Origin of the sequence: Streptococcus rubneri (genome assembly GCF_004785935.1) — a bacterium.
Taxonomy (GTDB): domain Bacteria; phylum Bacillota; class Bacilli; order Lactobacillales; family Streptococcaceae; genus Streptococcus; species Streptococcus rubneri.
Window position 1 is genome coordinate 640,276 of sequence record NZ_SRRP01000001.1, and the last position, 23,681, is coordinate 663,956.

General features: G+C 40.4%; 25 protein-coding genes. 7 read left to right on the forward strand and 18 right to left on the reverse strand.

All coding sequences use genetic code 11. The features are described from left to right. Positions 1–15 precede the first annotated feature (15 nt). Complete coding sequence (locus E5S68_RS03305; protein WP_135782338.1) at positions 16–1,215, reverse strand: MFS transporter; 1,200 nt, start codon at positions 1,213–1,215, stop codon at positions 16–18. 224 nt (positions 1,216–1,439) lie between these two features. Then, entirely contained in the window at positions 1,440–2,783 is a 1,344-nt protein-coding gene (gene asnS, locus E5S68_RS03310) for an asparagine--tRNA ligase (RefSeq protein WP_135782339.1), read from the reverse strand. A gap of 295 nt (positions 2,784–3,078) precedes the next feature. Here asnS and E5S68_RS03315 point away from each other — a divergent pair, with 295 nt between their 5' ends. After that, complete coding sequence (locus E5S68_RS03315; protein WP_135782340.1) at positions 3,079–4,071, forward strand: cell surface protein; 993 nt, start codon at positions 3,079–3,081, stop codon at positions 4,069–4,071. Positions 4,072–4,265: 194 nt separating this feature from the next. On the opposite strand, the gene E5S68_RS03325 is transcribed toward E5S68_RS03315, so the two are convergent. Beyond that, positions 4,266–5,444, reverse strand: coding sequence for a pyridoxal phosphate-dependent aminotransferase (locus E5S68_RS03325; protein WP_135782341.1), 1,179 nt, complete (start codon positions 5,442–5,444; stop codon positions 4,266–4,268). Positions 5,445–5,743: 299 nt separating this feature from the next. Between E5S68_RS03325 and E5S68_RS03330 the strand changes: the two genes are divergently transcribed. Further along, positions 5,744–6,190: a MarR family winged helix-turn-helix transcriptional regulator gene (locus E5S68_RS03330; RefSeq protein ID WP_135782342.1), complete on the forward strand. Its 447-nt coding sequence runs from the start codon at positions 5,744–5,746 to the stop codon at positions 6,188–6,190. A 149-nt stretch (positions 6,191–6,339) separates the two neighbouring features. Here the strand turns inward: E5S68_RS03330 and yaaA are convergent, their stop codons facing one another. Beyond that, positions 6,340–7,074 carry a peroxide stress protein YaaA gene (yaaA, locus tag E5S68_RS03335; protein WP_135782343.1) on the reverse strand — a complete coding sequence of 245 codons (735 nt, stop codon included), beginning with the start codon at positions 7,072–7,074 and terminating at the stop codon, positions 6,340–6,342. Positions 7,075–7,169: 95 nt separating this feature from the next. On the opposite strand from yaaA, the gene E5S68_RS03340 reads away from it, so the two are divergent. The 4 genes from E5S68_RS03340 to E5S68_RS03355 all read left to right on the forward strand — a co-directional run bounded on the left by E5S68_RS03340 (position 7,170) and on the right by E5S68_RS03355 (position 10,567). Beyond that, on the forward strand, positions 7,170–7,613 hold the full coding sequence (locus tag E5S68_RS03340) for a DUF1836 domain-containing protein (RefSeq protein WP_200773503.1): 444 nt from the start codon (positions 7,170–7,172) through the stop codon (positions 7,611–7,613). A gap of 2 nt (positions 7,614–7,615) precedes the next feature. Next, on the forward strand, positions 7,616–8,263 hold the full coding sequence (trhA, locus tag E5S68_RS03345; protein ID WP_006596247.1) for a PAQR family membrane homeostasis protein TrhA: 648 nt from the start codon (positions 7,616–7,618) through the stop codon (positions 8,261–8,263). A gap of 233 nt (positions 8,264–8,496) precedes the next feature. Then, positions 8,497–9,765, forward strand: coding sequence for an aminotransferase-like domain-containing protein (locus E5S68_RS03350; RefSeq protein ID WP_135782345.1), 1,269 nt, complete (start codon positions 8,497–8,499; stop codon positions 9,763–9,765). Between the two features lie 139 nt (positions 9,766–9,904). Next, positions 9,905–10,567, forward strand: a complete 663-nt coding sequence (locus E5S68_RS03355) for a hypothetical protein (RefSeq protein WP_023023430.1) — start codon at positions 9,905–9,907, stop codon at positions 10,565–10,567. Positions 10,568–10,661: 94 nt separating this feature from the next. Here the strand turns inward: E5S68_RS03355 and E5S68_RS03360 are convergent, their stop codons facing one another. The 8 genes from E5S68_RS03360 to E5S68_RS03395 all read right to left on the reverse strand — a co-directional run bounded on the left by E5S68_RS03360 (position 10,662) and on the right by E5S68_RS03395 (position 18,332). Continuing rightward, a complete protein-coding gene (locus E5S68_RS03360; protein WP_023023432.1) occupies positions 10,662–11,321 on the reverse strand; it encodes an MmcQ/YjbR family DNA-binding protein in 660 nt (219 codons plus the stop codon). 74 nt (positions 11,322–11,395) lie between these two features. Then, on the reverse strand, positions 11,396–12,031 hold the full coding sequence (locus tag E5S68_RS03365; RefSeq protein WP_023023434.1) for a copper homeostasis protein CutC: 636 nt from the start codon (positions 12,029–12,031) through the stop codon (positions 11,396–11,398). 109 nt (positions 12,032–12,140) lie between these two features. After that, positions 12,141–12,743: a hypothetical protein gene (locus E5S68_RS03370; RefSeq protein WP_135782346.1), complete on the reverse strand. Its 603-nt coding sequence runs from the start codon at positions 12,741–12,743 to the stop codon at positions 12,141–12,143. Positions 12,744–12,917: 174 nt separating this feature from the next. Beyond that, positions 12,918–13,682, reverse strand: coding sequence for a (S)-acetoin forming diacetyl reductase (locus tag E5S68_RS03375; RefSeq protein ID WP_023023545.1), 765 nt, complete (start codon positions 13,680–13,682; stop codon positions 12,918–12,920). A 617-nt stretch (positions 13,683–14,299) separates the two neighbouring features. Beyond that, complete coding sequence (glpK, locus tag E5S68_RS03380; RefSeq protein WP_135782347.1) at positions 14,300–15,808, reverse strand: glycerol kinase GlpK; 1,509 nt, start codon at positions 15,806–15,808, stop codon at positions 14,300–14,302. 193 nt (positions 15,809–16,001) lie between these two features. Next, a complete protein-coding gene (locus E5S68_RS03385) occupies positions 16,002–16,661 on the reverse strand; it encodes an ankyrin repeat domain-containing protein (protein ID WP_135782348.1) in 660 nt (219 codons plus the stop codon). 172 nt (positions 16,662–16,833) lie between these two features. Beyond that, on the reverse strand, positions 16,834–17,583 hold the full coding sequence (locus tag E5S68_RS03390) for a CPBP family intramembrane glutamic endopeptidase (RefSeq protein ID WP_135783093.1): 750 nt from the start codon (positions 17,581–17,583) through the stop codon (positions 16,834–16,836). Positions 17,584–17,744: 161 nt separating this feature from the next. Continuing rightward, positions 17,745–18,332, reverse strand: a complete 588-nt coding sequence (locus E5S68_RS03395; protein ID WP_135782349.1) for a TetR/AcrR family transcriptional regulator — start codon at positions 18,330–18,332, stop codon at positions 17,745–17,747. Positions 18,333–18,486: 154 nt separating this feature from the next. On the opposite strand from E5S68_RS03395, the gene E5S68_RS03400 reads away from it, so the two are divergent. Beyond that, on the forward strand, positions 18,487–19,107 hold the full coding sequence (locus E5S68_RS03400) for a class I SAM-dependent methyltransferase (protein ID WP_135782350.1): 621 nt from the start codon (positions 18,487–18,489) through the stop codon (positions 19,105–19,107). A 171-nt stretch (positions 19,108–19,278) separates the two neighbouring features. On the opposite strand, the gene E5S68_RS03405 is transcribed toward E5S68_RS03400, so the two are convergent. The 6 genes from E5S68_RS03405 to E5S68_RS03430 all read right to left on the reverse strand — a co-directional run bounded on the left by E5S68_RS03405 (position 19,279) and on the right by E5S68_RS03430 (position 23,502). After that, the gene (locus tag E5S68_RS03405) at positions 19,279–20,028 is read right to left on the reverse strand and encodes a CPBP family intramembrane glutamic endopeptidase (protein ID WP_135782351.1); all 750 of its coding nucleotides are present in this window, start codon (positions 20,026–20,028) and stop codon (positions 19,279–19,281) included. Between the two features lie 61 nt (positions 20,029–20,089). Further along, entirely contained in the window at positions 20,090–20,941 is an 852-nt protein-coding gene (locus E5S68_RS03410; protein ID WP_135782352.1) for a CbrC family protein, read from the reverse strand. 67 nt (positions 20,942–21,008) lie between these two features. Further along, positions 21,009–21,398 (reverse strand): hypothetical protein, encoded by a 390-nt coding sequence (locus E5S68_RS03415; protein WP_135782353.1) that lies wholly within the window; start codon positions 21,396–21,398, stop codon positions 21,009–21,011. A gap of 53 nt (positions 21,399–21,451) precedes the next feature. Beyond that, entirely contained in the window at positions 21,452–21,643 is a 192-nt protein-coding gene (locus tag E5S68_RS03420; RefSeq protein WP_126404356.1) for a hypothetical protein, read from the reverse strand. A gap of 54 nt (positions 21,644–21,697) precedes the next feature. Then, positions 21,698–22,579 (reverse strand): DUF4300 family protein, encoded by an 882-nt coding sequence (locus E5S68_RS03425; RefSeq protein ID WP_135782354.1) that lies wholly within the window; start codon positions 22,577–22,579, stop codon positions 21,698–21,700. Between the two features lie 167 nt (positions 22,580–22,746). After that, entirely contained in the window at positions 22,747–23,502 is a 756-nt protein-coding gene (locus E5S68_RS03430; RefSeq protein ID WP_135782355.1) for an alpha/beta hydrolase, read from the reverse strand. Positions 23,503–23,681: the final 179 nt, after the last annotated feature.

The window sequence follows — 23,681 nt, forward strand, 5'->3', positions numbered from 1 at the left end:
TGTACGTCAGGAATATTATTCCGTCTTTGCCCCCTTGTTTAAGATCTTGCCCATTTTCCCTAATCCAATCAGTAAGAGAGGGTAAGAAAAAAGTGTTATCAGGCCTAGCACAAGAAAAACAGCTACAAATCCACAAGTATCAATCAACCAACCAGTCAGTGGGAAGATCACAATCATAGACAAACTAAACATCATCGAATTGATACTCAGCATGGTTGCTCGTACACTAGAAGGCAAATAAGCTTGTAAATCATTGTAGTAAATGGGTTGATACACTGCATAAAGGGCATTGGTCAAGAGATAGACACTCAAATATGCGAAGGGAGTCCTCAAGACTACCAAAAGCAAGGACAAACCTGTCAGTGCAACCAGAATTGGAAAGACTTGATTGCTATTCCATTTCTTCCCAATTTGACTAGCTAGATAAACCGCTAGAAGATTGAATCCACTACCAATCAACATGATGAGCGAAACTTGCCAACTGACTAGGTCACTGATTTTCTGTTGGTAGTAAAAATAAAACATACACATGATGGTTCCTACCAGCTGATAGGTGAACATCCAGTAAAACAAGACTGGTTTCTCCTGCCACTCTTGTTTCACTACCTCCAATATACGCTTTATGGTCAAGTGATTTCTTTCACCACTCTTGCTCTCTGGCTCTTTCATCAGAAAAATAAGGAGAATGGATAGCAAGGATAGTCCAATAGCAATCAGATAGGTCCAAGCCAATGCTCCGTGAATAAAGAAGCCTGCCACAACTGTACCTAGGGTTCGGGTGACTTCTGCTACACCAGACAAAAAGCTAGAAATCTGAAGATATCGGTCCTTTTGACCCGCTTCAACCGCCGAATCATATAAGAAAGCGGTGCTGGTCCCCGAGTCAAAATTGTAGGACCAAGCATTAATCATCATCGCAATCGCATAGATCCAAAAACTCCCCTGACCAAACAAAATCAAGATAGAGGACACAATACTGGCCAAGCGAGCCAAATAGAGATTGGTCTTGTAACTAAATCGATCAGCCAACATACCAGATGGGATTTCACACAAGAGACTGGTCCCATGAAAGATACTTTCTAGTAAACCGATTTGAAGCAGGGAAAGACCATTCTGAATGAAAAATAAAATCCAAAAACTGGTAATTCCAAAATAAGATGTGAATTCCAGTCCTGCTAGGAGTGGAATATTACCTTTGTAAGTTCTTTTAAACATTGTTTTCTCTCTTTCCATATGTAGTATGACTGTTTCTAAAAGACTTACTTAGAGTTGCCTACATTTTCTCCACCTCATTCATTTAAAGTAATACTCAATGAAAATCAAAGAGCAAACTAGGAAGCTAGCCGCAGGCTGTACTTGAGTACGGCAAGGTGAAGCTGACGTAGTTTGAATTTGATTTTCGAAGAGTATAAAAACGCCAGACGGCGTTTTTATGGCTATTAAGGTTTGATACGGTGCAACATACGTGGGAATGGAATAGCTTCACGGATGTGTTTAGTTCCAGCTGCGAAGGTTACCATACGCTCGATACCGATACCAAATCCACCGTGTGGGACTGTACCGTATTTACGAAGGTCAAGATAGAATTCATATTCTGTACGATCCATACCAAGTGATTCCATCTTAGCGACAAGGGCATCATAGTCTTCCTCACGCATGGAACCACCGATGATTTCTCCATAACCTTCTGGCGCAAGCAAGTCTGCACAAAGCACGCGATCTGGGTTCCCAGGAACTGGTTTCATGTAGAAGGCCTTGATGTCTGATGGATAGTTAATCACAAAGGTTGGTACACCAAAGTGGTTTGAAATCCACGTTTCGTGTGGTGAACCAAAGTCATCTCCATGTTCCAAATGTTCGTAGTCAGCATCTTCGTCGTTTTCATGCTCTTGCAAGAGGTCAATCGCTTCATCGTAAGTAATGCGTTTAAATGGCTCAGCAATGTAGCGTTTCAAGAGCTCTGTATCACGCTCCAAGGTTTCCAAGGCTTGAGGAGCACGATCTAGAACACCTTGAAGCAACGCTTTAACATAAGCTTCTTGCAAGTCAAGTGACTCGTCGTGTGTCAAGTATGAGTACTCCGCATCCATCATCCAGAACTCAGTCAAGTGACGGCGAGTTTTTGATTTCTCCGCACGGAATACTGGACCAAAGTCAAAGACGCGACCAAGGGCCATAGCACCTGCTTCAAGATAAAGCTGTCCTGATTGGCTCAAGTAAGCTGGTGTTCCAAAGTAGTCTGTTTCAAAAAGTTCTGTAGAGTCTTCTGCAGCATTTCCTGAAAGGATTGGGCTATCAAATTTCAAGAAGCCATTCTTGTCAAAGAACTCATAAGTTGCATAAATGATTGCGTTACGAATTTGCATCACTGCTACTTGTTTGCGTGAACGCAACCACAAATGACGGTTGTCCATCAAGAAATCTGTACCGTGTTCTTTTGGAGTGATTGGGTAATCTTGAGATTCACCGATGACTTCAATGTCTGTAATATCCAACTCATAACCAAATTTTGAGCGCTCATCTTCTTTGACAATCCCAGTCACAAAGACAGACGTTTCTTGGCTCAAGCGTTTGATGGTATCAAATTTTTCAAGACCTACTTCTTCACCGAATTTTTCGATAAAGTTTGGTTTGAAAGCTACACCTTGGAAGAAGGCAGTCCCGTCACGCAATTGCAAGAAAGCAATTTTCCCTTTTCCTGATTTGTTAGCAACCCAAGCACCGATAGTCACTTCTTGACCGACATAGTCTTTAACTTCAATGATGGTAATCCGTTTTGTCATAATACATCTTCCTTTTCTCGTTAAACTTGTCCAAAGACATGATCACCTTTCATTTTACCACAAATAAGAGCCGATAGCTATCTCTCACAAACTAAAATCCACCTTTTTTTAACGAAAACTGACTTTTTTAAAAAAAGGCAATCATCTTTTTCAAATTCTTGAACCGATTTAAATATTTTATCCTATATTTTGATTTTTCAAAGGAAAATTCAGTCATTTTAAGTCTCAATAGCAGTCATTTTTGACAAGTAAAAAGCTTGCAAGTTATACTATCAGTTTCTATAAGGAGGAATATATGAAAAAGAAAATTCAACTCACCACGGGATTGTGTGCAGCTGTATTGACCCTCAGTCTCGCAACTACCACTCTAGCAGATAAACATACGCTTCCTAGTGCAGAACTTCAGGATGGAACTTCTCTCATTCCTGTTTCGAATGAAAGTTCAGAATTAGTAGCTTCGCCTGTTGAAGAATCGACAACAAATTTAGTTACGCCAGTAGATCCACGAATCTCTGAAGTTCGTGTGATCCATCGTCGTCGGACTCTGAAACCAGGCTTTTCTCCAGTTGCTAGTTCAACAGATGTCGTCTACAAAACAGTTGAAGCCCGTGCTTTTACCGAATATGACGCCTCTGGAAATGGACCAGCAACGGTTACAGACGAAAATGGAAAAACATGGTACCGCATAAGATACTTCGATCTAGGTGCTAAAGATGGCTTTGCATACAATAGCGCTCCTGAAAAAGGCACTGCCACCGCACCCGTCATTGAAGTCATCCATCTCTATGATGATATCGATTTGAATCCGGAAGTTGTAAAACGTGTTCGTTTTGTAGACGAAAAGGGACAAGAAATTGCGCCTTCCCAAGAAAACAGCGTCGAGCGCAGCCTCGATTTGGCTAATGAAGCTGGTCTACCAACAGCACCCGCTCAAATCCAAGCCAATGGAAAAACGTATACCTTCCAATCAGCTGACAAAGAAGAATTGACCTCCCACAAACTTCATGTTTCTAACTTGGTTACTGTGACCTATTTCTATAAAGAAGTCATCAGTCCAGTTGTTGAGAAACCGGTAACTCCTTCAGTTCCAGAAAAACCTGTTCAAAAACTCCGTCTTCCAAAAGGAAATAACGGAGTGAAAACACGTGTACCTGTTAGCAAGAAGACTCAATCAAAACCTTCTAGTCCAGAAAGCAAAAAACTTCGCCTCCCCAAAGGGAACAATGGGGCTAAGACCCGTGTACCTGTAAAAAAAGGAAACACTATTCTTTCTGTCGATTACTTATAATTCTAAAGAAAAGAGAGTGGGACAGAAATTGGTAATTCATTAGAATTCGATTTCGTCGTCCCACCTCCGCACAGTTGAGTAGGGCTGTAAAAGCTGATGAAATCAGCGTAGTAGAGCCCACTCAACCACTGCGTCTTGCTCGAAAATCCAAAGACAATTGAGAGGCTAGGACTTTTGTCCCAGCCTCTTAATTTTTAATTTTCCATAAATTGATGCAAGCGGCGAACAGCTTCCTTCAGGGTCTCCAAGTCAGTTGCATAGCTAAGACGGAGATTTTCTGGAGCTCCAAATCCAGCACCTGTAATAAGGGCAACCCCCACTTCTTCTAGAATGACAGTTGCAAACTCTGTCACATCCGTATAGCCTTTCATTTCCATGGCTTTTGTGACGTTTGGGAAAAGATAGAAGGCTCCTTGTGGCTTGAGAACATCAAAACCAGGGACTTCACACAAGAGAGGATAAATAGTATTCAAGCGCTCCTCAAAGGCTTGACGCATTACCTCTACTGAGTCTTGTGCCCCAGTTAGAGCTTCAATTGTTGCATACTGTGACACAGCTGTCAGGTTCGAAGTCGTCTGACCGGTCAATTTACTCATGGCTGCAATAATCTCTGGATCCCCAACAGCATAACCAACTCGCCAACCTGTCATAGCATAAGCTTTGGAAACCCCATTGATCACAATCGTTTGTTTGCGAATGGCTTCGGATAAGCTAGAGATTGGAACGAACTCATTCCCGTTATAGACCAGACGACCATAGATATCATCTGCTAAGATAATAATGTCATGCTCAACAGCCCAATTTCCAATGGCTAAGAGTTCTTCCTTGCTATAAATCATCCCCGTCGGATTAGAAGGGGAGTTCAAAACCAAGACCTTAGTCTTTTCTGTTCGAGCCTCTTCTAATTGCTCCACTGTGACTTTAAAGTTATTGGCTTGAGTTCCCTTCACATAAACGGGAACACCTTCTGCCATAAGAACTTGGTCCCCGTAACTAACCCAATAAGGTGTTGGAATGAGCACTTCATCGCCAGGATTGACCACAGCCATAAAGAAGGTATAAAGCGAGAACTTAGCTCCTGTCGCAAAGGTAACTTGGTTTGGTGAAACGGAGTAGCCATAGTAGCGTTCGAAATACGTATTGACGGCAGCCTTTAATGCAGGCAGGCCGGAAGCAACCGTATAAAAGGAGGCCCGTCCATCACGAATGGCTTCTACTGCAGCATCTTGAATGTTCTCTGGAGTGTGAAAATCAGGCTGCCCCAAGGTTAGGAAGAGGACATCTTTCCCCTCTGCCTTTAGTTTTTTCGCCTTAGCATCACTAGCCAAGGTGACACTTTCCTCCATTTTTAAAACTCGATCAGAAATTTTCATAGCAACCTACTTTCTACTGGGGGCTTCCTTTGCTTCCCCACAATGACATTTAAATGACAAGGAATTAACTAGTAACAATACACTTATTATACACCATGTTGAAGCGAGGGAGCAAGGATTTTACTAGCTTTTCTCTAGTTCTCATCACAAGCTCGATCCTTTAATTTTTAAATAGTTTGAACATAAAGTTAACAGAGATATCTTTTCTGTTGAGAATATTTTTATTTGTTACTGACCTGTAATAAATTTGACAATAAGCCTTAATGCCGTCTAATACTATTTATTGATAAAATAGATGTATGAAGAAATTAGAGAAATTATTTGAAGAAGCCCACACAGATTTAAAAACAATGATCGTCTTTCACAAGGCTGAAAGAACCCTTCGAGCAACAGAATCCCATGTCTTTAAAGACCATCAATTAACACCGACTCAATTTTCAGTCTTAGAAACCCTCTATAGTAAAGGAGAATTGCGGATTCAAGACCTAATTGATAGCATCCTTGCTACGTCAGGGAACATGACAGTAGTGATTCGTAATATGGTTCGTGATGGATGGATCAAGCGAGAAACGGATCCCGATGATCGTCGTGCTAGTATCGTTTCCTTGACTGAAAAGGGGCGTAAGAAAATTATCGAAGCCCTTCCTGATCATGTCTCCAATGTTCAAAAACTCATGAAAGTCTTTACTGAGGAAGAGCAAGTTCAACTCCAAACTCTCTTAAAAAAATTTAAAGGTGTGAATTAAGTGTAAAAGTCTCCCTAGCTATGTTGATTAAGTCGACCTGATCTTATGTAGATTCAGCGAACGACTTTTTTGACATGGCTTTTTTATTTCATCATTGAAAAAACTAGTAGTAACAAACCTGTCTACTAGTTCTTTACTTCTTTATGGAGCTAATTTGGCAAAGCTTTCACATAGACTAATTGATTATCTGTTGACAAATCAGCTCTATAGCCAAAACAAGCGAAGCTTAAGTTCTTCATCTCTTCTACCTTTGTAATCTGCTTCTCTAATAAAGCTGTCACAAAAGCACCACGCGCTTTCTTTGAAATAGTCGAGTGAACCTTTAACTGACCATTTTTCTCTTCTAGGAATTTAAAGGTCACCATCCGATCTTGAATCTCCTTAGAAAAGACTGTTTTAAACTCACTGGAAAGTAAAGAAATAATCAGGTCTTCGTCCTGAAGGGCTTGATCATAGCTAGCCTTCCAAAAAGTCTTTAAGGATTTCCCCTGGACCTTGAGCTTCATTAGAAAGTCCAAACGATGAGGAGCAATCGGGGCAAGGGCTGGAATCACCCCATAAAGAGCTGAGGTGATCAAGAGGTGCTCATTCACGTAAGCTTCTTCTTCCTTTGTCCAGTCTGTTCGGCGAATATTCCGATACATGAGGCCGTCAAAGAGCCTCAAAGCAGAGTATGTCTTAGCTGTACCAGACTTGAGCGCTTGGATCCGCTTCTCTTCTTCACTTGCTCGCTCTTCAGAAATCTTATAAAGTGAGGCTAACTCTTCTAGAGATAATGAAGCTAAGGCATCGATGACCTCTTGTGTCTCATTTGATACAGGATTCCCCGTTTTTTCTAGGGTATCCAGATTCATTTCTTTTGCAGTTGGAATTAATAGTTTCATAGAATTATTGTACCATATTTCATTTTCCCTTGACATAAAATCATCAACATGTTATCATCTAGTTACTAAAACTAGATATCAAAGAGGTGACAACTATTTTATTCAACTACAGTTATCCCAAGTGGGAAGAAATTCCTGATATTGACCTTTATTTGGACCAAGTCCTCCTCTATGTCAATAAGGTTTGCGCGCCTTTTATCTCAGAAACAGACAAGGGCTTGACAGCCTCCATGGTCAATAATTACGTTAAACACGGCTATCTGCCAAAACCAGATAAGAAGAAATACAAGCGACAGCAGGTTGCCCGTCTCATTGCTATTACGACCTTAAAGACAGTTTTTTCGATACAAGAGATCTCGGCTACCTTGAATCTCTTGCATAGTCAAGCTGATTCCGCAGACCTCTATAATAGTTTTGTAGACTTCCTACATGAGGAAAAAGAACCTTTGGCGCCTATTATCCAATCTGCCTGTCGTACCGTGCTACTCTACCAAGAAACCCTATCCTATATCCATGTTCATTCTGAGGAGGAAAAATAAAAGTGAATTATGCTAGTAAATTAAGTAAACGATTATCCTTTGGAGAGGAAGTCGCAAATAGTGTCACCCATGCAGTCGGTGCCGTTTTGATGCTCTTTCTCTTACCAACTTCTGCTATTTATAGTTATGAAACACATGGGACTCTATCAGCTGTCGGGACTTCTATTTTTGTCATCAGTCTCTTTCTCATGTTTCTCTCATCGACCATCTACCATGCTATGGCCTATGACTCACCTCAGAAGTATGTCCTTCGAATCATCGATCACTCCATGATTTATATTGCTATTGCAGGAAGCTACACACCCGTCGTCCTTTCTCTCATGAACAACTGGTTCGGATATGCCATTATACTGATTCAATGGGGGACGACTATTTTTGGGATACTCTACAAGATTTTTGCTAAGAAGGTAAATGAAAAATTCAGTCTGGCCCTCTATTTGATTATGGGTTGGTTGGTGATTTTCATCATCCCGCAGATCATTAGCCAAACAAGTCCAACCTTCTGGGGCTTGATGCTGATGGGTGGCCTATGTTACACAGTTGGAGCTGGATTTTACGCCAAAAAGAAGCCTTACTTTCATATGATTTGGCATCTCTTCATCCTAGCTGCTTCTGCTCTCCAATATATCGCGATTGTGTATGTCATGTAAGAGACTGGTAGTACAAAAAATGGGAGTCTAAGAATATTGACCTACATTTTTATTTAATACAATTCAAGTGATGCTGAAAAAGTTAAAATGAATGACTAGTAGCTTGATTTAAATAGATAGTGAAACTTTATCATCAATCAGGGACTCTCAAAATGGGAGTCTCTTTTATTATTCTTTACTTGCAATTTTAACCCCAATTGACTACAATAAAGAAAAATTGTACGGGGACAGTTATGACAACCAAATATCAAAAGATTTTTACAATATTGAAAAACCAGATTGACCAAGGAATCCTAAAAACCGGAGACCGCCTGCCTTCTGTTCGCCAACTGGCCAGTCAGTATGCTTGTAGCAAGGATACTGTTCAGCGTGCCTTGCTTGAGCTCAGCTATAAAAACTACATCTATGCTAAACCCCAAAGTGGCTACTATGTCTTGGAGGAAGAGACAGTGAAGCATACCGACCTGCCTCTCCGTCTCAAGGAAGATCGCTTTCAGGCCTTTGAAGACTTTCGGACTTGTATCAACGAAACCCTTGTCGGCCGTGATAATTACCTCTTCAACTACTATGAAAAACAGGAGGGCCTCGTTGACCTCCGTCAGTCTATTGCTTCCCTTCTTCGAGAAGATGCGATATACACCCAAGAGCAACAAATCATTATTACCTCAGGGACCCAGCAAGCTCTCTACCTCCTAAGCCAGGTAGCCTTTCCGAACCAAAAAGAAGAAATCTTAGTAGAGCAGCCAACCTACTATCGTATCAATAAGCTCATCAAAGACCAGGACTTGCCTTACCAAAGTATTAGTCGTACGCCCAAAGGAATTGACTTTGATCAATTGGAAACGATCTTTAAAACCGGCAAGATCAAATTTTTCTATACCATTCCGCGCCACCATTACCCGCTGGGACATAGTTATAGCAAGCAAGAGAAGGAACAGATATTAGCCTTAGCAAAGCTTTATGATGTCTATATTGTCGAAGACGATTACTTGGGGGATTATGATCCACATTTTTCTCCTAGCTTTCATTACCTGGATGCATCCGACCGGGTCATCTACATCAAGTCTTTTTCTACCAGCCTCTTCTCTGCCCTTCGGATCACTTCTATGGTCTTGCCCCAAGCCCTCCTAGCCCCTGTCTTAAAATTAAAGGGAACACTTGACTACGAGAGTAACTTGGTCATGCAGAAGGCCTTGAGTCTCTATATTGACAATGGCATGTTTGCCAAAAATAAAGGACTCCTTCACCAACAGCAAGCCATCCAAAAAGAGCAAGCTTCTTCCCTACTCCAGCAACATTCCCTATCCGTCCCTGTATGGCCGGTCATTGGAGGAGTCTTACTAGATTTAAGACAGGTCCCTTCGGTCGCTCGACTGAAACATAGCGGTCTCCCTCTCCACTTCTTCGAATCTGCCTATATTCAAAGCTGTCCCTATGCCTTTGCCCGTATCAATCAGGACAAACTGGAAGAGGTTTTACCCCAAATTATCGCTTATCTATGATTCAATCCCACCCTTCTATTTCTTGAGTAATTTTATATACAAAACTATGTTACGAAAATATTACATTTATTACAAAAATCACTTGACATCTGTAACAATAGGAGTATAATCTAAGTCAGAAAGATAAAGAGGTGATATTATGAAACGATCTTTGATTCGTTGGACTGCAGCCTCTCTTGTGGCTGCATCACTTGGACTTGCTTTGGGAGGGTGTGGCTCAAAAGATAAAACAACTTCCTCATCCGAAAAAGCTTCTAGCTCAAAAGTTGAGAAAAAACCAAAAGCTAGCTTAAATAAAAAAGCTACAGTTTCTTCTTCTCAAGCAAAAGAAAATACTACTCCTTCAAGTCAGGCAAGTAACCCGTCAGCTTCAACTGAACCGAACAAGGCAGAAGATACATCTTCAACTGATCAAGCAGTTGTTCCTGCAGCACTTGTCGGCACTTGGGTAGGATCTAGCCCTCAGGCGGATAGCATCAAAATGACTATTGAAGCTAATGGAGATATTACAACTGTCGTTAGCTTTAAAAATGATAGTGAACCAACCCGCACAGCCACCTATACTGCAAGAGCTATTCAAGCATCTGGTAATGTCTATTACTGGGAGTCAGAAGGTCTTAATGGCGCAGATGCTCTTCTTCCTGGTATTACTGGTTTAGGAGTAGCAAATTTCCGCTTCAAACCAGGATTTATCCTTGAGGAAGGTCATTATACTCCGATAGCCTTCACAACAGATATCAATACAGAATTTGACTATAGCAATTACAGAGATTTCCACTTCTCATTGACCAAAGAGCAATAAGGACAGGAAATTCTCTAATAAAAAAAAGAATGTTGACCCTCAACATTCTTTTTTTATGTTTTATTCACTTTCACAAATCAATTGGGTTAAACCCTTACTTCTTAGTCAGGGCCCAGCTCTTAGCCACAAGCTCAAAGAGAAGATCATCCTCCACTCGACCATCCAAGGGAATGCTGATCCAGTACTTCTTGTTCATATGATAAGCCGGATAGAAATGGGGTTCTTCTAAGAGTTGGCTGACATGATCCTGTTTAAGATTTAAGACCTCAATCTTCCCTTCCTGCCTCGCATCTAGCTTGGACCAGTCTATCTTCATCAAGACGCCAAACCATTTGAGATCCTTTTGATGACGGAAGACGCCCGAGTCCGGAGAACGGTCCCAGAGGTATTCGATAGGACGGTCATATTGCCGGCTGATCCAATCCACCAAGCGCTTGGTCTGAGGATACAAAAAATCTTTGACAGCAAAACAGGAGCTTCTGATATCCTCTAAGGCCTGCTGGCAAGCTTCTCTGACTTGGCCAACATATTGACCAACCATCTGGTCCATATGAAGCTGCACATAGTCGTCGCCTGTCTCCTGATCCACTAGCCAAAAATGCACTTGCTTACTTTGGACAGTCACATAAAGTTTGAAGTCTCCATCCAGGATCTGTTGATCATAGTGAAACTTCTCTCCCTGCTTTGAAAACCCATAAGCTAGAGCTTTTTCATTGTCTATACTGTATTTCTCAAAATAATCTGGTAAAAACACGTACTACTCCTTTCCTCCAGTATACCAAAAATCAAGAAAAAAGAGCTGAGATTTCTTCCTCAACTCATATATCTTTAAAAGACAACACGAGTTCCATGGACCTGATCCACCCCTGGAACATCAAGGAAAAGCTGACGATTCTCCAAAGAGACTCCTCCACCTGCCAAGATTTCTAACTGGCGATCTGCAAGCTGGGCATACTCTTCGTAGCGTTGCAACCGTTGTTCTAAGTCTGTTTCTGGACTGCCGGCTCTTGTTAATAGTCTCGTCACGCCTACTTTCTTCATCCACTCGATACTCGCAGCTTGATCTTCTAAAGGAATCTGGTCAAATGCCATATGCATGGTCAATTCAAATCCTTGACTGGCTTCGATGAAACGAAGCATGGCATCTTTATCCAGCTGATTGTCAGCAGTCAAAGCCCCAACAGCTAAACCATCAACACCCAGGTCACGGGCAATTTTCCAGTCTTCTAACATTATGTCTAGCTCTTGCTCAGAGTATACAAAATCTCCACCTCGTGGACGAATCATAACGATGACCTTTGCCTGATAATCTTTAGCAAGCTTCACAGCCTCTTTGATCACACCATAGCTTGGAGTCGTACCTCCAACCGCTAAGTTATCACATAATTCTACACGACGCGCTCCTGCTTGAAAAGCCTTCTCTAACAGTGTTATGTTCTCTGCACAAAATTCATATAACGGCATCCTAAATCTCCCTGTATTTGAAATCGTTTTCTTGTTCTACCTTACTCTTTTTTCATTTCTTTGTCAATTAGAAAAACCATCAGCCTCATCAGAAACCAATGGTTGATGCTTAATAGGAAATTGGAACAATAATCTGTAATACCATGTTCCCTTTTTCGACCTTCGCAGAATAGATTCGGTAGCCACTTGTCGGCATGGTCAATTGGATTTGATTCCCTATCATAGTAGCTCCTGTGCCCTCTTGGTTAACTTTTTCAGCAATCTTTGAAGCAACCAAGCTACGTGGAATCGGCAGATGTCCAAGACGGGCCCGTTCTAGGTTCAAGGTCAATTGTTGATCCGTCACACTAGCTGAAAAGTCCATGCTCACCATGGTTTCCACCGGTCCCAGTTCAATCGGAACCTGAACATTGATATACTCTCCATTCATAGCAACTGCTGTATTGAGGAGAGTTTCATCTGTCATTTCCCCTGCCATGGATTTAATAACTTGGCGCAATTGAGGAGAATTCAGTTGAAGCTCTGTTTGCAGGCCAGAAGCAGTCACGTCTGCTGTAGAGAAGCCTTCTTGAGCCAGATCTACCAGCGAAGTATTCACTGTTACATTTTTAAATTGCTCTTGAGTCGAAACCTTTGCTGGTATCAAGAAAACTGCTAAGACAATAACTAGGAGGAAGGTCAGTCCGATGAGTCGTTTGATCCATTTCCACATATGGTCACCTCTTTTCGTTTTGATGGATAGAAGAGAATTCACCTCTATCACTATTGATCTATTCTTTTTAAAATACGACTTCTATTCTACCCTAATTTTTCAAAAAAAGCGAACGAGAGGAATAAGGTGCACATAAGAAAAGAGGTGGAAAAAATCCCAACCCCTATTTGAATGTTAATGGAATTGCATCCCACCATCCACGATGATGGTTTGTCCTGTAATGTAGTTTGAATCAGGACCAGCAAGGAAGCTAACCGCTGCAGCGACATCTTCGGGTTCGGACAAACGTTTAAGGGTAATATCTTTAGCGAAAGTTTGCATACCCCATTCGTCATCTTTACCAGCGTTCTTACCAACTTCATGAGCGATATCATACATCATTGGAGTCTTAACGATACCAGGTGCATACGCATTGACAGTAATACCTGAATCAGCCAAGTCACGTGCCAAAGTTTGAGTGATACCACGAACTGCAAACTTAGTACCACCATAGACAGTCAAGTTAGGGTTACCTACAACACCTGCTTGTGAAGTTGCATTGATGATTTTTCCGCCATGGCCAAGCGCCTTGAATTGAGCTTGTGCAGCTTGAGCACCCCAGATGACACCACCAACGTTGATGGCAAAAGTGCGTTCAAATTGTTCTTCTGTAATCGTATCAAGTGGTGTAGTTGGAGCAACACCAGCGTTGTTAACGACAACATTTAAATCTCCAAAATGATCCACAACTTTTTGGAAAGCTGCAGCCACTTCAGCTTGTTTGGAGACATCAGCAACGACCGCAAAAGCATTCTCTGCTGATAACTCAGCTACTGCTTTTTCTGCTGTCTCAGCATTGTAGTCTAAGACTCCGACCTTGAAGCCATCTTGTACCAATCGTTTTGCAATCGCAAAACCGATCCCTTGACCTGCACCTGTGACAATAGCTACTTTAGACATATGATTCCTCCTTGGTATCCCCGATACCAGCAAACGTTCATAGAAGAACAGCAAAGGTTGACAGTCAGTTTTGTATGAATCTATTATAAGTTCCTTCCAAAACTATGGTAACAGTATACTCCTTTGTGAAAATAGTGTCAAACTCTGGCCTGTTATTTTCTAAAGTAATTTACAATCTATCTTATCTTTATTTAGTAATAGATTAACTGATCAAAATAATTTTGAAAAGGGTTTTATATCTTGACAAAAACACTCCTATTGCCTATTGTTTTGCGACTTATTTCATGCTACACTAATTATAAGAAAATCAAACAATAAGGAGGTCAAATAATGAAAGAATTCATGGATAAATTGAATAACCTACCTAAGCCAGTTCAATACATTATTGCGATCATTATTTTCTTTATTGCGTTTTACATTTCTTATAGCTTGTTTTAAACTTTAAACCAAGACCTCACTATCAAACAACTTTTCTTATTTGGAAAGTTGTTTTTGTTTTCCACAGTAATCAAACCTATCCTACACTTATGTAACCTCTTTCAGCTTGCATAGATCTACGAAAACTAAAAAGCCTTCTTTCGAAGGCTTCTCATAAACTTTTCATTTGATGAGTCCCTTTAGTAATCAGACTCTGCAAATACTTGAGTGGCTTTGACTGCTTTCTTCCACCCCTTGTACAATCTCTCTTTGCGAGCTTCATCCATCTTGGGTTCAAAGATTTGGGCTACTCCATGAAGAGATTTTAATTCATCTAAGTCCTTCCAATAGCCTACTGTCAGACCTGCTAGGAAGGCTGCCCCTAAAGCAGTTGTTTCCAAGTTTTTGGCGCGAGCAATCGCAATTCCAAGAATATCTGCCTGAAACTGCATTAAATAATCATTTTTCGCTGCTCCACCGTCTACTTTTAGGACAGGGATAGGAGTTTTGGCATCTACCTGCATGGTGTCGATGATATCGCGTACTTGATAGGCAATAGATTGAAGGGTTGCTTTGATAAAGTCTTCCTTGGTCGTTCCCCGGGTAAGTCCAAAGACAGAACCACGCGCCTCTTGATTCCAGTATGGTGCTCCAAGACCAGTAAAGGCAGGGACCACATAGATTTCATCCTGGTTCTGGGACTTCAGAGCATAGGCTTCCGATTCAGGTGAATTATCTATCATACGCAGGCCATCACGAAGCCATTGAATAGCACTCCCAGCGATAAAGATAGAACCTTCTAATGCATAGTAGACCTTGCCATTTATCCCATAACCAATCGTCGTCAGCAGGTTATTCTCTGATAACTGCATCTCCTCACCGGTATTCATGATGATGAAAGATCCAGTTCCATAGGTATTTTTGACCATACCAGGTTCAAAAGCCAATTGGCCAAAGAGGGCGGCTTGCTGGTCTCCTGCCATCCCCGCAATCGGCACTTGTCCACCGTAGAAATGGAAAGGAGCTGTCTTACCATAGATTTCAGAGTTTGAACGCACCTCAGGAAGCATGGCTTTAGGAATGTTGAGAATTTCTAAAATTTCATCGTCCCATTTCAGTTCCTTGATATTGTAGAGCATGGTACGGGCTGCATTGGAATAGTCTGTCACATGGGTTGCTCCATCCGTCAGCTTCCAGACCAGCCAAGTATCAATGGTCCCAAAGAGCAATTCTCCTTTTTCCGCACGCTCTTGTGCTCCTTTAACATGATCCAAAATCCAACGAACTTTAGTTGCTGAAAAGTAGGCATCGATGACCAAACCTGTCTTTTGGTGGAAGGTCTCTACATAGCCTTGGTTTTTGAGCTCTTCAGCCAGTGGAGCAGTTTGCCGTGATTGCCAAACAATAGCATTGTAAATAGGAAGGCCTGTGTTCTTATCCCAAACAACTGTCGTTTCCCGTTGATTGGTAATGCCGATCGCCTCTATTTGATTGGGCTTGATGCCACTTTCAATAAAGACTTCAGCGATCACCGACTGCACCGAGTTCCAAATCTCATTAGCATTGTGCTCCACCCAACCAGCCTGCGGAAAAATCTGAGTGAATTCCTTTTGGCTAGAGCTAACTTGCTCGCCTTTTTTGTTAAAAATGATTGCCCGCGAACTAGTGGTTCCCTGGTCAATCGCCATGATATAGGTTTCTGGTGACATAAACTGTCCTCCTAAATAAGGTACTTAAACATCTTGTTCTTTCATAAACTAGTATACTCTATTTCATCTAGGATTTGTATCCATTTTTTTAATAAATTACAGTCTAAATTTTCCTTCTGCTTCTAACTCTATCAGATCAAATTAAAAGAGCCTAAGGTCTTCCTAGTATTTCAAATGCTTATCAAGATCTGCTTTAATCCAACCGATTTAAGAATTCCATGGTCGGACTATCCTGGTAAAGTTCTTTGAGAGGAATCTTATGATAGGCAGAAATCTCTTCCGATGTCACACCGTAACGAATCAAGAGATCATAAATACGATTTAAATCATGACGTAATTCATCCGTAATGAGGACATTATCGCTCATTTCTTTTGTTTTCCAATAATAAGATGGCAGAACTTCCTTGGTTTCTATTAAAATATTTTGCAATAAAGTTCCCCCATGACTATCCTTCTGAGAGATATCTGCTCCAAGTTCTAACATTTTTTTAAAAACCTTGAAGGATTGGTCAGCCTTTTCCTTAGACGAATACATCTCATATTGACCATTCCAACGTTTGATCATGCGCCTGCAGTCAAATACAGCTCTTCCACCGGCAGTTTGGATGACCGGTTGACAAAATGGATTTAGCTCTGTCGGTTCTTCAATAAAGTTAAGATTTGCCCCTCTATCAATGAGTAAGTCCGCAATATCTAAATGTCCCGATTTAATAGCGACTTGAAGAAGGGATTGGCCTTGATCTCTTTTAGGTTTGTCACCCGAAACAGCATTGACTTCTTCGGGCTTTTTATCCAATATCTGACGGACAGCCTCTATATCACCTCTTCTCAATAACTGAAAAGTTTTTTGCATGGCCTTTTCTCCTTAAATGATCGATAATCCTATCTCTGAGTTCTTCGTTAAACTAATTATATCATTTTACAGATTCCTATATGCTGGAATGCGTCATTAGCTAAAAAGTTTTCGTTTTATCACCATATAAAAAACCTCCCACCGAAATTTAGTGAGAGGTACAACTCTATTTTTATGATTTTCGTATAGCCACTAGCCAAGAGGATACTAGGATTTCAATAATAACTAGAAGGATAATCTGAAGAAGAGAACTCTGAACCAGCATGAGAACAGCTAGAGTATCGATCAACATATGAGCGAGGATACAAGGAACAGCTCCTTTCGAGTACTCCTTGAGCGCTCCAAATAGGAAAGTATTCCCTAAAATCATCAAGTAAAAGATGAGATAGTTGGACGAACCTGCTGTAATCCAAGGGAGTTGATAGATAGGAATATGCCAGAGGAACCAGACAAGGGAAAGGACCATCATTTTAGTTATAAAGTGCTTGCTAAAGGAAAGATGATCTTGTAAAAACCAACGCCAACCGACTTCTTCCAGACCTCCATATAAAAAGGTCCAGGGAAAATAGAGGAAGAAGGCCAAGAGGGAGTTTCCAGTAAAGCGAACATTCATGAGCAAGATTGAGATCCCATAATAGATGACTGGGATGAAGAAAGCTAGCATCCAGGACAGGTTACTTTCTTTTTGAAGAAAGACCTTTTTGAAAAATTCTCCCAGGGATTTAGTCTCACCTAAGACGAAGGAAAAGCAAAGAGCCGTTGTCATGGGAATCAAATTCATCAGGATAAAAAGCAAAGAGCCTCCCATACTACTCCCATCTGGGAAACACCATAGGATAACTTGCCCTACTATATATGTAGCAAAGAGGGCAGTCAGTGCATACCAGATAGCGACTGATTGTTTTGAAATAAATTTGCTCAAACCTTTCTCGATTTCCTCCTGTTCATTTTCTGTAAAATCTTTTAAGTCCATAACCTACTCCTCCTTATCTTTATATAGTAGATTTTACACTCTTACATGAGAATATACAACTAATTGGGATGGGATGTTGCTAGCTGTGAACAATCATAGAATAAGGAAAATCATGATTTCTTTTTTCCTAAAATACCGTACAAAAAGATCTGATGGATTTGCTTAACGTCTGTTTCTAAATTATCACTATGGGCTAACTGATTTCCTACACTATTGAGAGCATCCATGACATTTAAAATAAGCTCTGTTGACAAGTCTCTAGCAATCAGCCCCTCTTCTTTCCCGAGATTAATATAAGTGCGATAAATATCCCGTTTTTTTGCGGTTATCGCTTTCGTTAGGAGACTTGAGAAAGCGGGATCTCTCACCGTTTTATCTTGAAAATAGTCCGAGATTTGCTGACTCATTTTCTCCTGACATAGGTCTAAAGCCTGGTCTAATTTTGTATTAAAAGCTAGATTACTTTTTAAAATATCCTCGGCTTGCTGGGTTATTTCTTCAAACAAGTCATTAACACAGAGAGTCACCAAATTATCTTTGCTCCCAAAATAATTGTAGATAGAAACAGGTGATACTTTCGCTACCTCTGCAATAGATTTTATACTCGTTTCCTTAAAACCTTTTTCTTTGAATAGATGCAAAGCTGCTTGAATAATCGCTTGCTTCTTTTTCTCAGTCGTCTTTTGATATTGATTCATGTGAACACCTCAGTTACTACCAATTGTAGCATAAGTTTGGAATATATACTTGTATATTTCATTTTTTCTTGCTATTCTGACTACTTTTCTCTATAATAAAGTTTGAAATTTAATTATTGCTATTTCAAACTTTATTTGCAAAAGGGGGAGGAACATGCTCATTCAATATCTTATAAAACAGTCTAGAAATCCTAGTGGTCTTATCGGGCGATTAATTACCAACATCTGGTCGTCCTATTTTAAGAAATTCAGTCTTTGGGCAATCAAACAGACTACTATTTCAGATAATAGTCGGATTTTAGAAATCGGTTATGGCGGTGGTAGCACTATCAAAAACCTACTTGCTTTAGATAAAAATCTTGACATTCATGGCATTGATATTTCCAAGGAGTCTTATCAAACCGCTAAACGGATGCTTTTAAAGTCAATAGAAAACGATAGTGTCCAGCTGATGGTTGGAAATGTTGAAAACCTTCCCTACCAAAATCATTATTTTGATCTTGTCTTTGCCATTCAGACCCATATTTTCTGGAAAGAATTAAAACAAAGCTTTCAGGAAATCTATCGAGTCATGTCCAATCATTCTACTCTGATTATTGCTTCCGAAAAAGAAAAAATTAAGTATCATATGACAGATTATGGAACAAGTTCTGAATTGAGTCAGTTATTAACAAGTATTGGCTTTTCAAAGATTGAAGAAAGGCAAAATCACAAATGGGTTTTATATATTGTCACGAAAAGTGAAAAAAATAAGAGTCAAATGGCGACCAAATAGCTCTTACTCTACTTGTTGAGCTTGAATTCACCCTAAAAGTATTTAGGGCAAAGGAAAAGATGACGAGTTCATTAGATTTTTACTAAAACCTTAAAGCCATATCAAAAGAGCAGTTCAAAATAACTGCTCTTTTGATTTACAACTTTATGAAGCAATGGAAATTAACCCAGCTTAGGATTTAGCTTTCTCTATACTGCTACTAGCAATTCTCATGGCAAGAAGGATTATCAACACCTTAATCACAAGTGATAGCCATACGCTCTCAGTTGATGACAGTTGCGATAAAGAATTGATCAACGCATGAGTCATGACACAAATCCATAAATTTTTCGTTTTATGATACAAGGCCGATAAGATAAAACAGTTAGTTAGCAGTCCAACTAGAAACGGAAGCAACTGAATGACAGCTAAAGAACCATCAATGTAAAAGTAAAAAAGATGCCAGCTAGACCAGGCTAAAAAGGTGATCACAGTAGCTGAAAGATAAGGTATTCTTTCCTCCAAAGTTGGTTGAAAGAAATAACGCCAGCCAATTTCTTCAATCCCACCAAAAAGAAGAGCCTTGAAAAAGAGCACCACTGGTAAGACCAACGATTGAGTGGTAATCTTACCACCTAAGATAAATGGGAAAAAATCGAGCAGCAAGAAAACAAGCACCAAACAATAATTTGCTAAACTGTCTTTGACTTGAAAAAAATCTTTGAGAACTTGTTTAAAACTAGATTGATGGTAACTAATGCTTGCAAGACTGCCCCACAAAGCTGATGACAACCCACCTACAATAACAGCGATAATCCCCATTGGTGATGTAAAATCAACCTTGACTCCTCCTACTCTTAAAAGGCAAACCAAAAGGCTGACTCCTAATACTTGACCAAAGGTTCCTAACAAATACATAGATAGGGCTTGCTTTCTACTCATTCGTGATTCCTTTTCTATTCTTTCATCTAGTTCATGACTCTATTAGATTTGGAGCATCCCCCTAATCCGCATCGACCCAAAGATGGTATTGTTCACAATGGAGACATCGAAAGAGATAGCCACACATAGAACCATCCTTGACTAAGTATTCAGCCACATCCTGAAATTCATCACGCGCCTCATATTCTTCCAAAACTTGCTCTGCAATGCCCATTTCTTCCAGTTCACGAGTGCCCACTGTCCCCAGATAGGCACAGTAGTCTTGGCAACAGGAGAGCCAATATTCGCCCTGCCAGCTACTATAGCCTGGAGTTTGACAGAAGAGGATCTGGTCTTTTTCCTTATCCATGACCCCTTGCCAATCAGCATCTTGGATAAACTCTGCTTCAAACTTCTGGGCAGCACGACCAGTAGAGATACAAGTTGGACAGAGATGTCTTAGCTCCTCCAGACAATAGGGTCTCAAAGCATAATAGATGGTGTGGTCTTCCCCACATGAAGGACAGGTCTTAGGCTCCCCTTCCTTAAAGGCACCAGTCCCTAGTGGATCTGGATGATAGCGGAAGGTTGGCAATTCGCTGACTTTCTTCTTATGAGCCTCTTTTTCTTTTTCGGTCAAGGGACGAGAGAGAGCAAAGCGATCTCCATGACTTAGACTCATCTTTTCTAAGGTGAAAAGTTTCTTAACTTGCTTGCGATCAGACTTGTCTACTAGCTCTGAGAAGAGAGCAAAGGCACTGGCATACAAGCCCAACTCCTGATACACATCCACCAAGACCTGCTTAGCTTCTGGAGTTTCCAGTAAGGTCAGCCGATCCGCAAATTCATAGAAAGCCAGCACGCTGGATGAATCCTTATCTTGCGCTTGGAACTGCTTTTTTAAGTGGATATATTCTTTCATAGAATCGTTCATAGAATTGCTCACTTTCGTTTTTACAGAGAATCAAATCCTAGTTTTGTTTCCTTCAGGTGATTGTATTCTAGCGTTGAAAATGTACTTTAAACCCATACTTACCAGCATTTTGCTTGAGTTTTTCAACCAACAGTTCATTCTGTTTACTTTTACCAAAAAAGAAGGGAATGGTCTTTCCATTTCTGAGTTCGATATAGAAAGCATAGCGACTCCCACCACCAGCGCGACCACGGAGCAATAAATAGGTTATCTGCTTCATCTCTTTCAATGGGATCATACGACGGCTGAAACACAAAGGCACATGAATGTAGAAGATGCCATTCGAAATGTGGTAAGGTGAAAAAAATGAACCTCCGCTACGTCGACTAGCAAACCACCGACGAACGAATAAAGTAATACTGAAGAACCCAATAAAAACAACACCTAATAATAGTGGTCCAGATTCTAAAATCTCCATTCCATTTCTCCCACCATAAATTCTAAATACACAATACAATTGTTGACTCGGCCTTAATCAGTATGCTTTTTAGTCTTTGTTAATAAGATGATGACACCCACTAAGATTAGAACTCCAATTATAAAAACAGCAAGCTCTAATTCTTTAAATCCTTCAATATAGGGTAGGATATACATACTTGATTCTACTAATAGAAAACCGATAAGAATAAGGGCTAGAGCAAAGTAGCTCCGTTTTTTATTCATCTTTAGCTCCTTTCCTTAGCTGGAGTTCCCATCAAACTTAACTAGCTGGAAATTCTATTTGGTTTCAACCCATTTTTCATTGTCCATGATAAAGGGCTTAGCTAAACCTTCACCGGTGTAATCTTGGTATTTGGTCTCCAAGTATTTGTAGACATCTTCCTTAGTCGCAAACTTGATCGCTTGATAGGGCTCTTCAAAGGTTAGCTTTTCAACAAAGAGATAGCCGTCCTTGGCAGGAACCAAGACACCGACGTGCCCGACAAAAAGGGTATTTCCGTCTAGGTTATCATGAACGATAACGGAAAGCATGCGGGCATTTTCATTGAACTTGAAGTGAGAAAAATACTCTTCCATCTTCTTGGCGTGAACCTTGACATCCGTTGTAGCCTCTGTCGGAACCCGTGAATACAGAATGTTAAAGGCTTCCTTGTCTGCCTCATCGAAGATCTTCCCTTTGTCAATGGCATCATTGTCCACGAACAAGAGTTCACTATCCGCTTTCATCTTAGGAATCTCGATGCGGTTCTTCAACAAGGTATAACTATTAATCCGGCAGTTGGTTCCGACAAAATCTCCCTTTTTCTTGGTCCACAAGTCACTGATCTTCTCGACATTGTAGTCTGTTTTCTTGAACTTGCTGAAGTCGCCCGTCAAGCCTACAGAGCCAACAATGCTATCATAGTCCGTGACTAGACCAAGAAACTTGTCTACACTTTCCTGATCCAAATAAGCAGACAAGAGAGCCCGCACTTCTTCGACACTTTCCTTGCTATTGAGGTTGCTGTATGTTCCCTTGTAGTGCTCCTTGTCTAAACTAGCCTTTTGGACAGTGGAGCTTTCCTGCTTTTCCTTGGATTGCTTTTGGTTGGTCCCACAAGCCGCTAAAGCAAAGATTGCCAAGGCACTAAGGAGCATTGTTTTTTTTAATTGTTTCATTATTGGTTCCTTTTTAAATCATTTTGATCATTCGTGTTTGGATGATATTCTTAAATAGAAAGTTAGTAACCTTTGCACAGTAAGGTTCTCTGTCAGATACTTTTTAGATTTCTTAGCATCTTGCCTATAGTAGGAATTCTACTTTCACAGTTAGCCACTAGCTTTCCTTAAATTCTGTTTGTTATCATCTCATTTTTTAACATATCACCATAGGCGAGTGGGTCTGATGTTAGTTTGGTGCAATGTTGGTATCCATTCCAAATCTTCATTTTTGCAAAAGGATATTTCTCTGGTAAAATCCTTCTAGCGCCAATCAGATCAAATTCTTTCGATCCATATGAGAAAGTGCAGTTCAACTGTTCCTCTTTTGATAGACTCGGCAATTCAACAAATGCACAATCATGACAAATATGTCTGATACTATCCTCATCCATAGCTATAAAGTTATCAGCCATTACTTCTGCCGTTTCACCATAAAGTGCAACTATTTTTTTGACCGCTAAACTTCTATTCTTGATGGCCATCCGATGCTTATAGATAAAGAATATCCTTGAAAATACTTCATGGAGCCTCGAAGCTTGCCAGACACTACAACCTTCAAACACGGCTTTATGGATTTTAATGTCCTTGTAATTCAACAATTGAAGTAAAACCACAGCACCTAAAGAAGCACCAAAAGCTAGATCCAACTCATCAATTTGATGAGTTTTTAAATACTCATAAATGTACTCACTTTCCCTTTTTGCAGATAGATAGGGAATAGTAGCTGCTTCACCGTGTGCGGATAAATCTGGAATCAAATACCTGTATTCATTTCCCATCTGATCTGATAACAACTGTTTCATTCCTTGGGCAGAGGATAGCATTGGATGGACTAACAATACGACCTTATTCTTTTCAGAATTCACATCAAGCATTTTCATATCAGGACCCTATTATACCTTCCTAAATCATTTTATTCTCTATAAAAAAACTGCAATGGAGGTAACTATCTGACTCGCATGATCCAGTTATATCCAAGTATATTTTCACTTATTGGTGGAGAGCAACTCTTGCACACATATGATAGTTTAATTTTTATGTCAGTTCATAGCTTGAGGAC

Excerpts from the sequence above, each read along its gene's own strand:
- E5S68_RS03420 (WP_126404356.1), bottom strand. The coding sequence starts at position 21,643 with ATGAATAAAAAACGGAGCTACTTTGCTCTAGCCCTTATTCTTATCGGT.
- E5S68_RS03365 (WP_023023434.1), bottom strand. The coding sequence starts at position 12,031 with ATGCCGTTATATGAATTTTGTGCAGAGAACATAACACTGTTAGAGAAG.
- yaaA (WP_135782343.1), bottom strand. The coding sequence starts at position 7,074 with ATGAAACTATTAATTCCAACTGCAAAAGAAATGAATCTGGATACCCTA.
- E5S68_RS03415 (WP_135782353.1), bottom strand. The coding sequence starts at position 21,398 with ATGGAGATTTTAGAATCTGGACCACTATTATTAGGTGTTGTTTTTATT.
- E5S68_RS03410 (WP_135782352.1), bottom strand. The coding sequence starts at position 20,941 with ATGAACGATTCTATGAAAGAATATATCCACTTAAAAAAGCAGTTCCAA.
- E5S68_RS03330 (WP_135782342.1), top strand. The coding sequence starts at position 5,744 with ATGAAGAAATTAGAGAAATTATTTGAAGAAGCCCACACAGATTTAAAA.
- E5S68_RS03405 (WP_135782351.1), bottom strand. The coding sequence starts at position 20,028 with ATGAGTAGAAAGCAAGCCCTATCTATGTATTTGTTAGGAACCTTTGGT.
- E5S68_RS03355 (WP_023023430.1), top strand. The coding sequence starts at position 9,905 with ATGAAACGATCTTTGATTCGTTGGACTGCAGCCTCTCTTGTGGCTGCA.
- E5S68_RS03395 (WP_135782349.1), bottom strand. The coding sequence starts at position 18,332 with ATGAATCAATATCAAAAGACGACTGAGAAAAAGAAGCAAGCGATTATT.
- E5S68_RS03350 (WP_135782345.1), top strand. The coding sequence starts at position 8,497 with ATGACAACCAAATATCAAAAGATTTTTACAATATTGAAAAACCAGATT.
- E5S68_RS03375 (WP_023023545.1), bottom strand. The coding sequence starts at position 13,682 with ATGTCTAAAGTAGCTATTGTCACAGGTGCAGGTCAAGGGATCGGTTTT.
- E5S68_RS03385 (WP_135782348.1), bottom strand. The coding sequence starts at position 16,661 with ATGCAAAAAACTTTTCAGTTATTGAGAAGAGGTGATATAGAGGCTGTC.
- E5S68_RS03315 (WP_135782340.1), top strand. The coding sequence starts at position 3,079 with ATGAAAAAGAAAATTCAACTCACCACGGGATTGTGTGCAGCTGTATTG.
- glpK (WP_135782347.1), bottom strand. The coding sequence starts at position 15,808 with ATGTCACCAGAAACCTATATCATGGCGATTGACCAGGGAACCACTAGT.
- E5S68_RS03400 (WP_135782350.1), top strand. The coding sequence starts at position 18,487 with ATGCTCATTCAATATCTTATAAAACAGTCTAGAAATCCTAGTGGTCTT.
- E5S68_RS03370 (WP_135782346.1), bottom strand. The coding sequence starts at position 12,743 with ATGTGGAAATGGATCAAACGACTCATCGGACTGACCTTCCTCCTAGTT.
- E5S68_RS03305 (WP_135782338.1), bottom strand. The coding sequence starts at position 1,215 with ATGTTTAAAAGAACTTACAAAGGTAATATTCCACTCCTAGCAGGACTG.
- E5S68_RS03430 (WP_135782355.1), bottom strand. The coding sequence starts at position 23,502 with ATGAAAATGCTTGATGTGAATTCTGAAAAGAATAAGGTCGTATTGTTA.
- E5S68_RS03325 (WP_135782341.1), bottom strand. The coding sequence starts at position 5,444 with ATGAAAATTTCTGATCGAGTTTTAAAAATGGAGGAAAGTGTCACCTTG.
- asnS (WP_135782339.1), bottom strand. The coding sequence starts at position 2,783 with ATGACAAAACGGATTACCATCATTGAAGTTAAAGACTATGTCGGTCAA.
- E5S68_RS03425 (WP_135782354.1), bottom strand. The coding sequence starts at position 22,579 with ATGAAACAATTAAAAAAAACAATGCTCCTTAGTGCCTTGGCAATCTTT.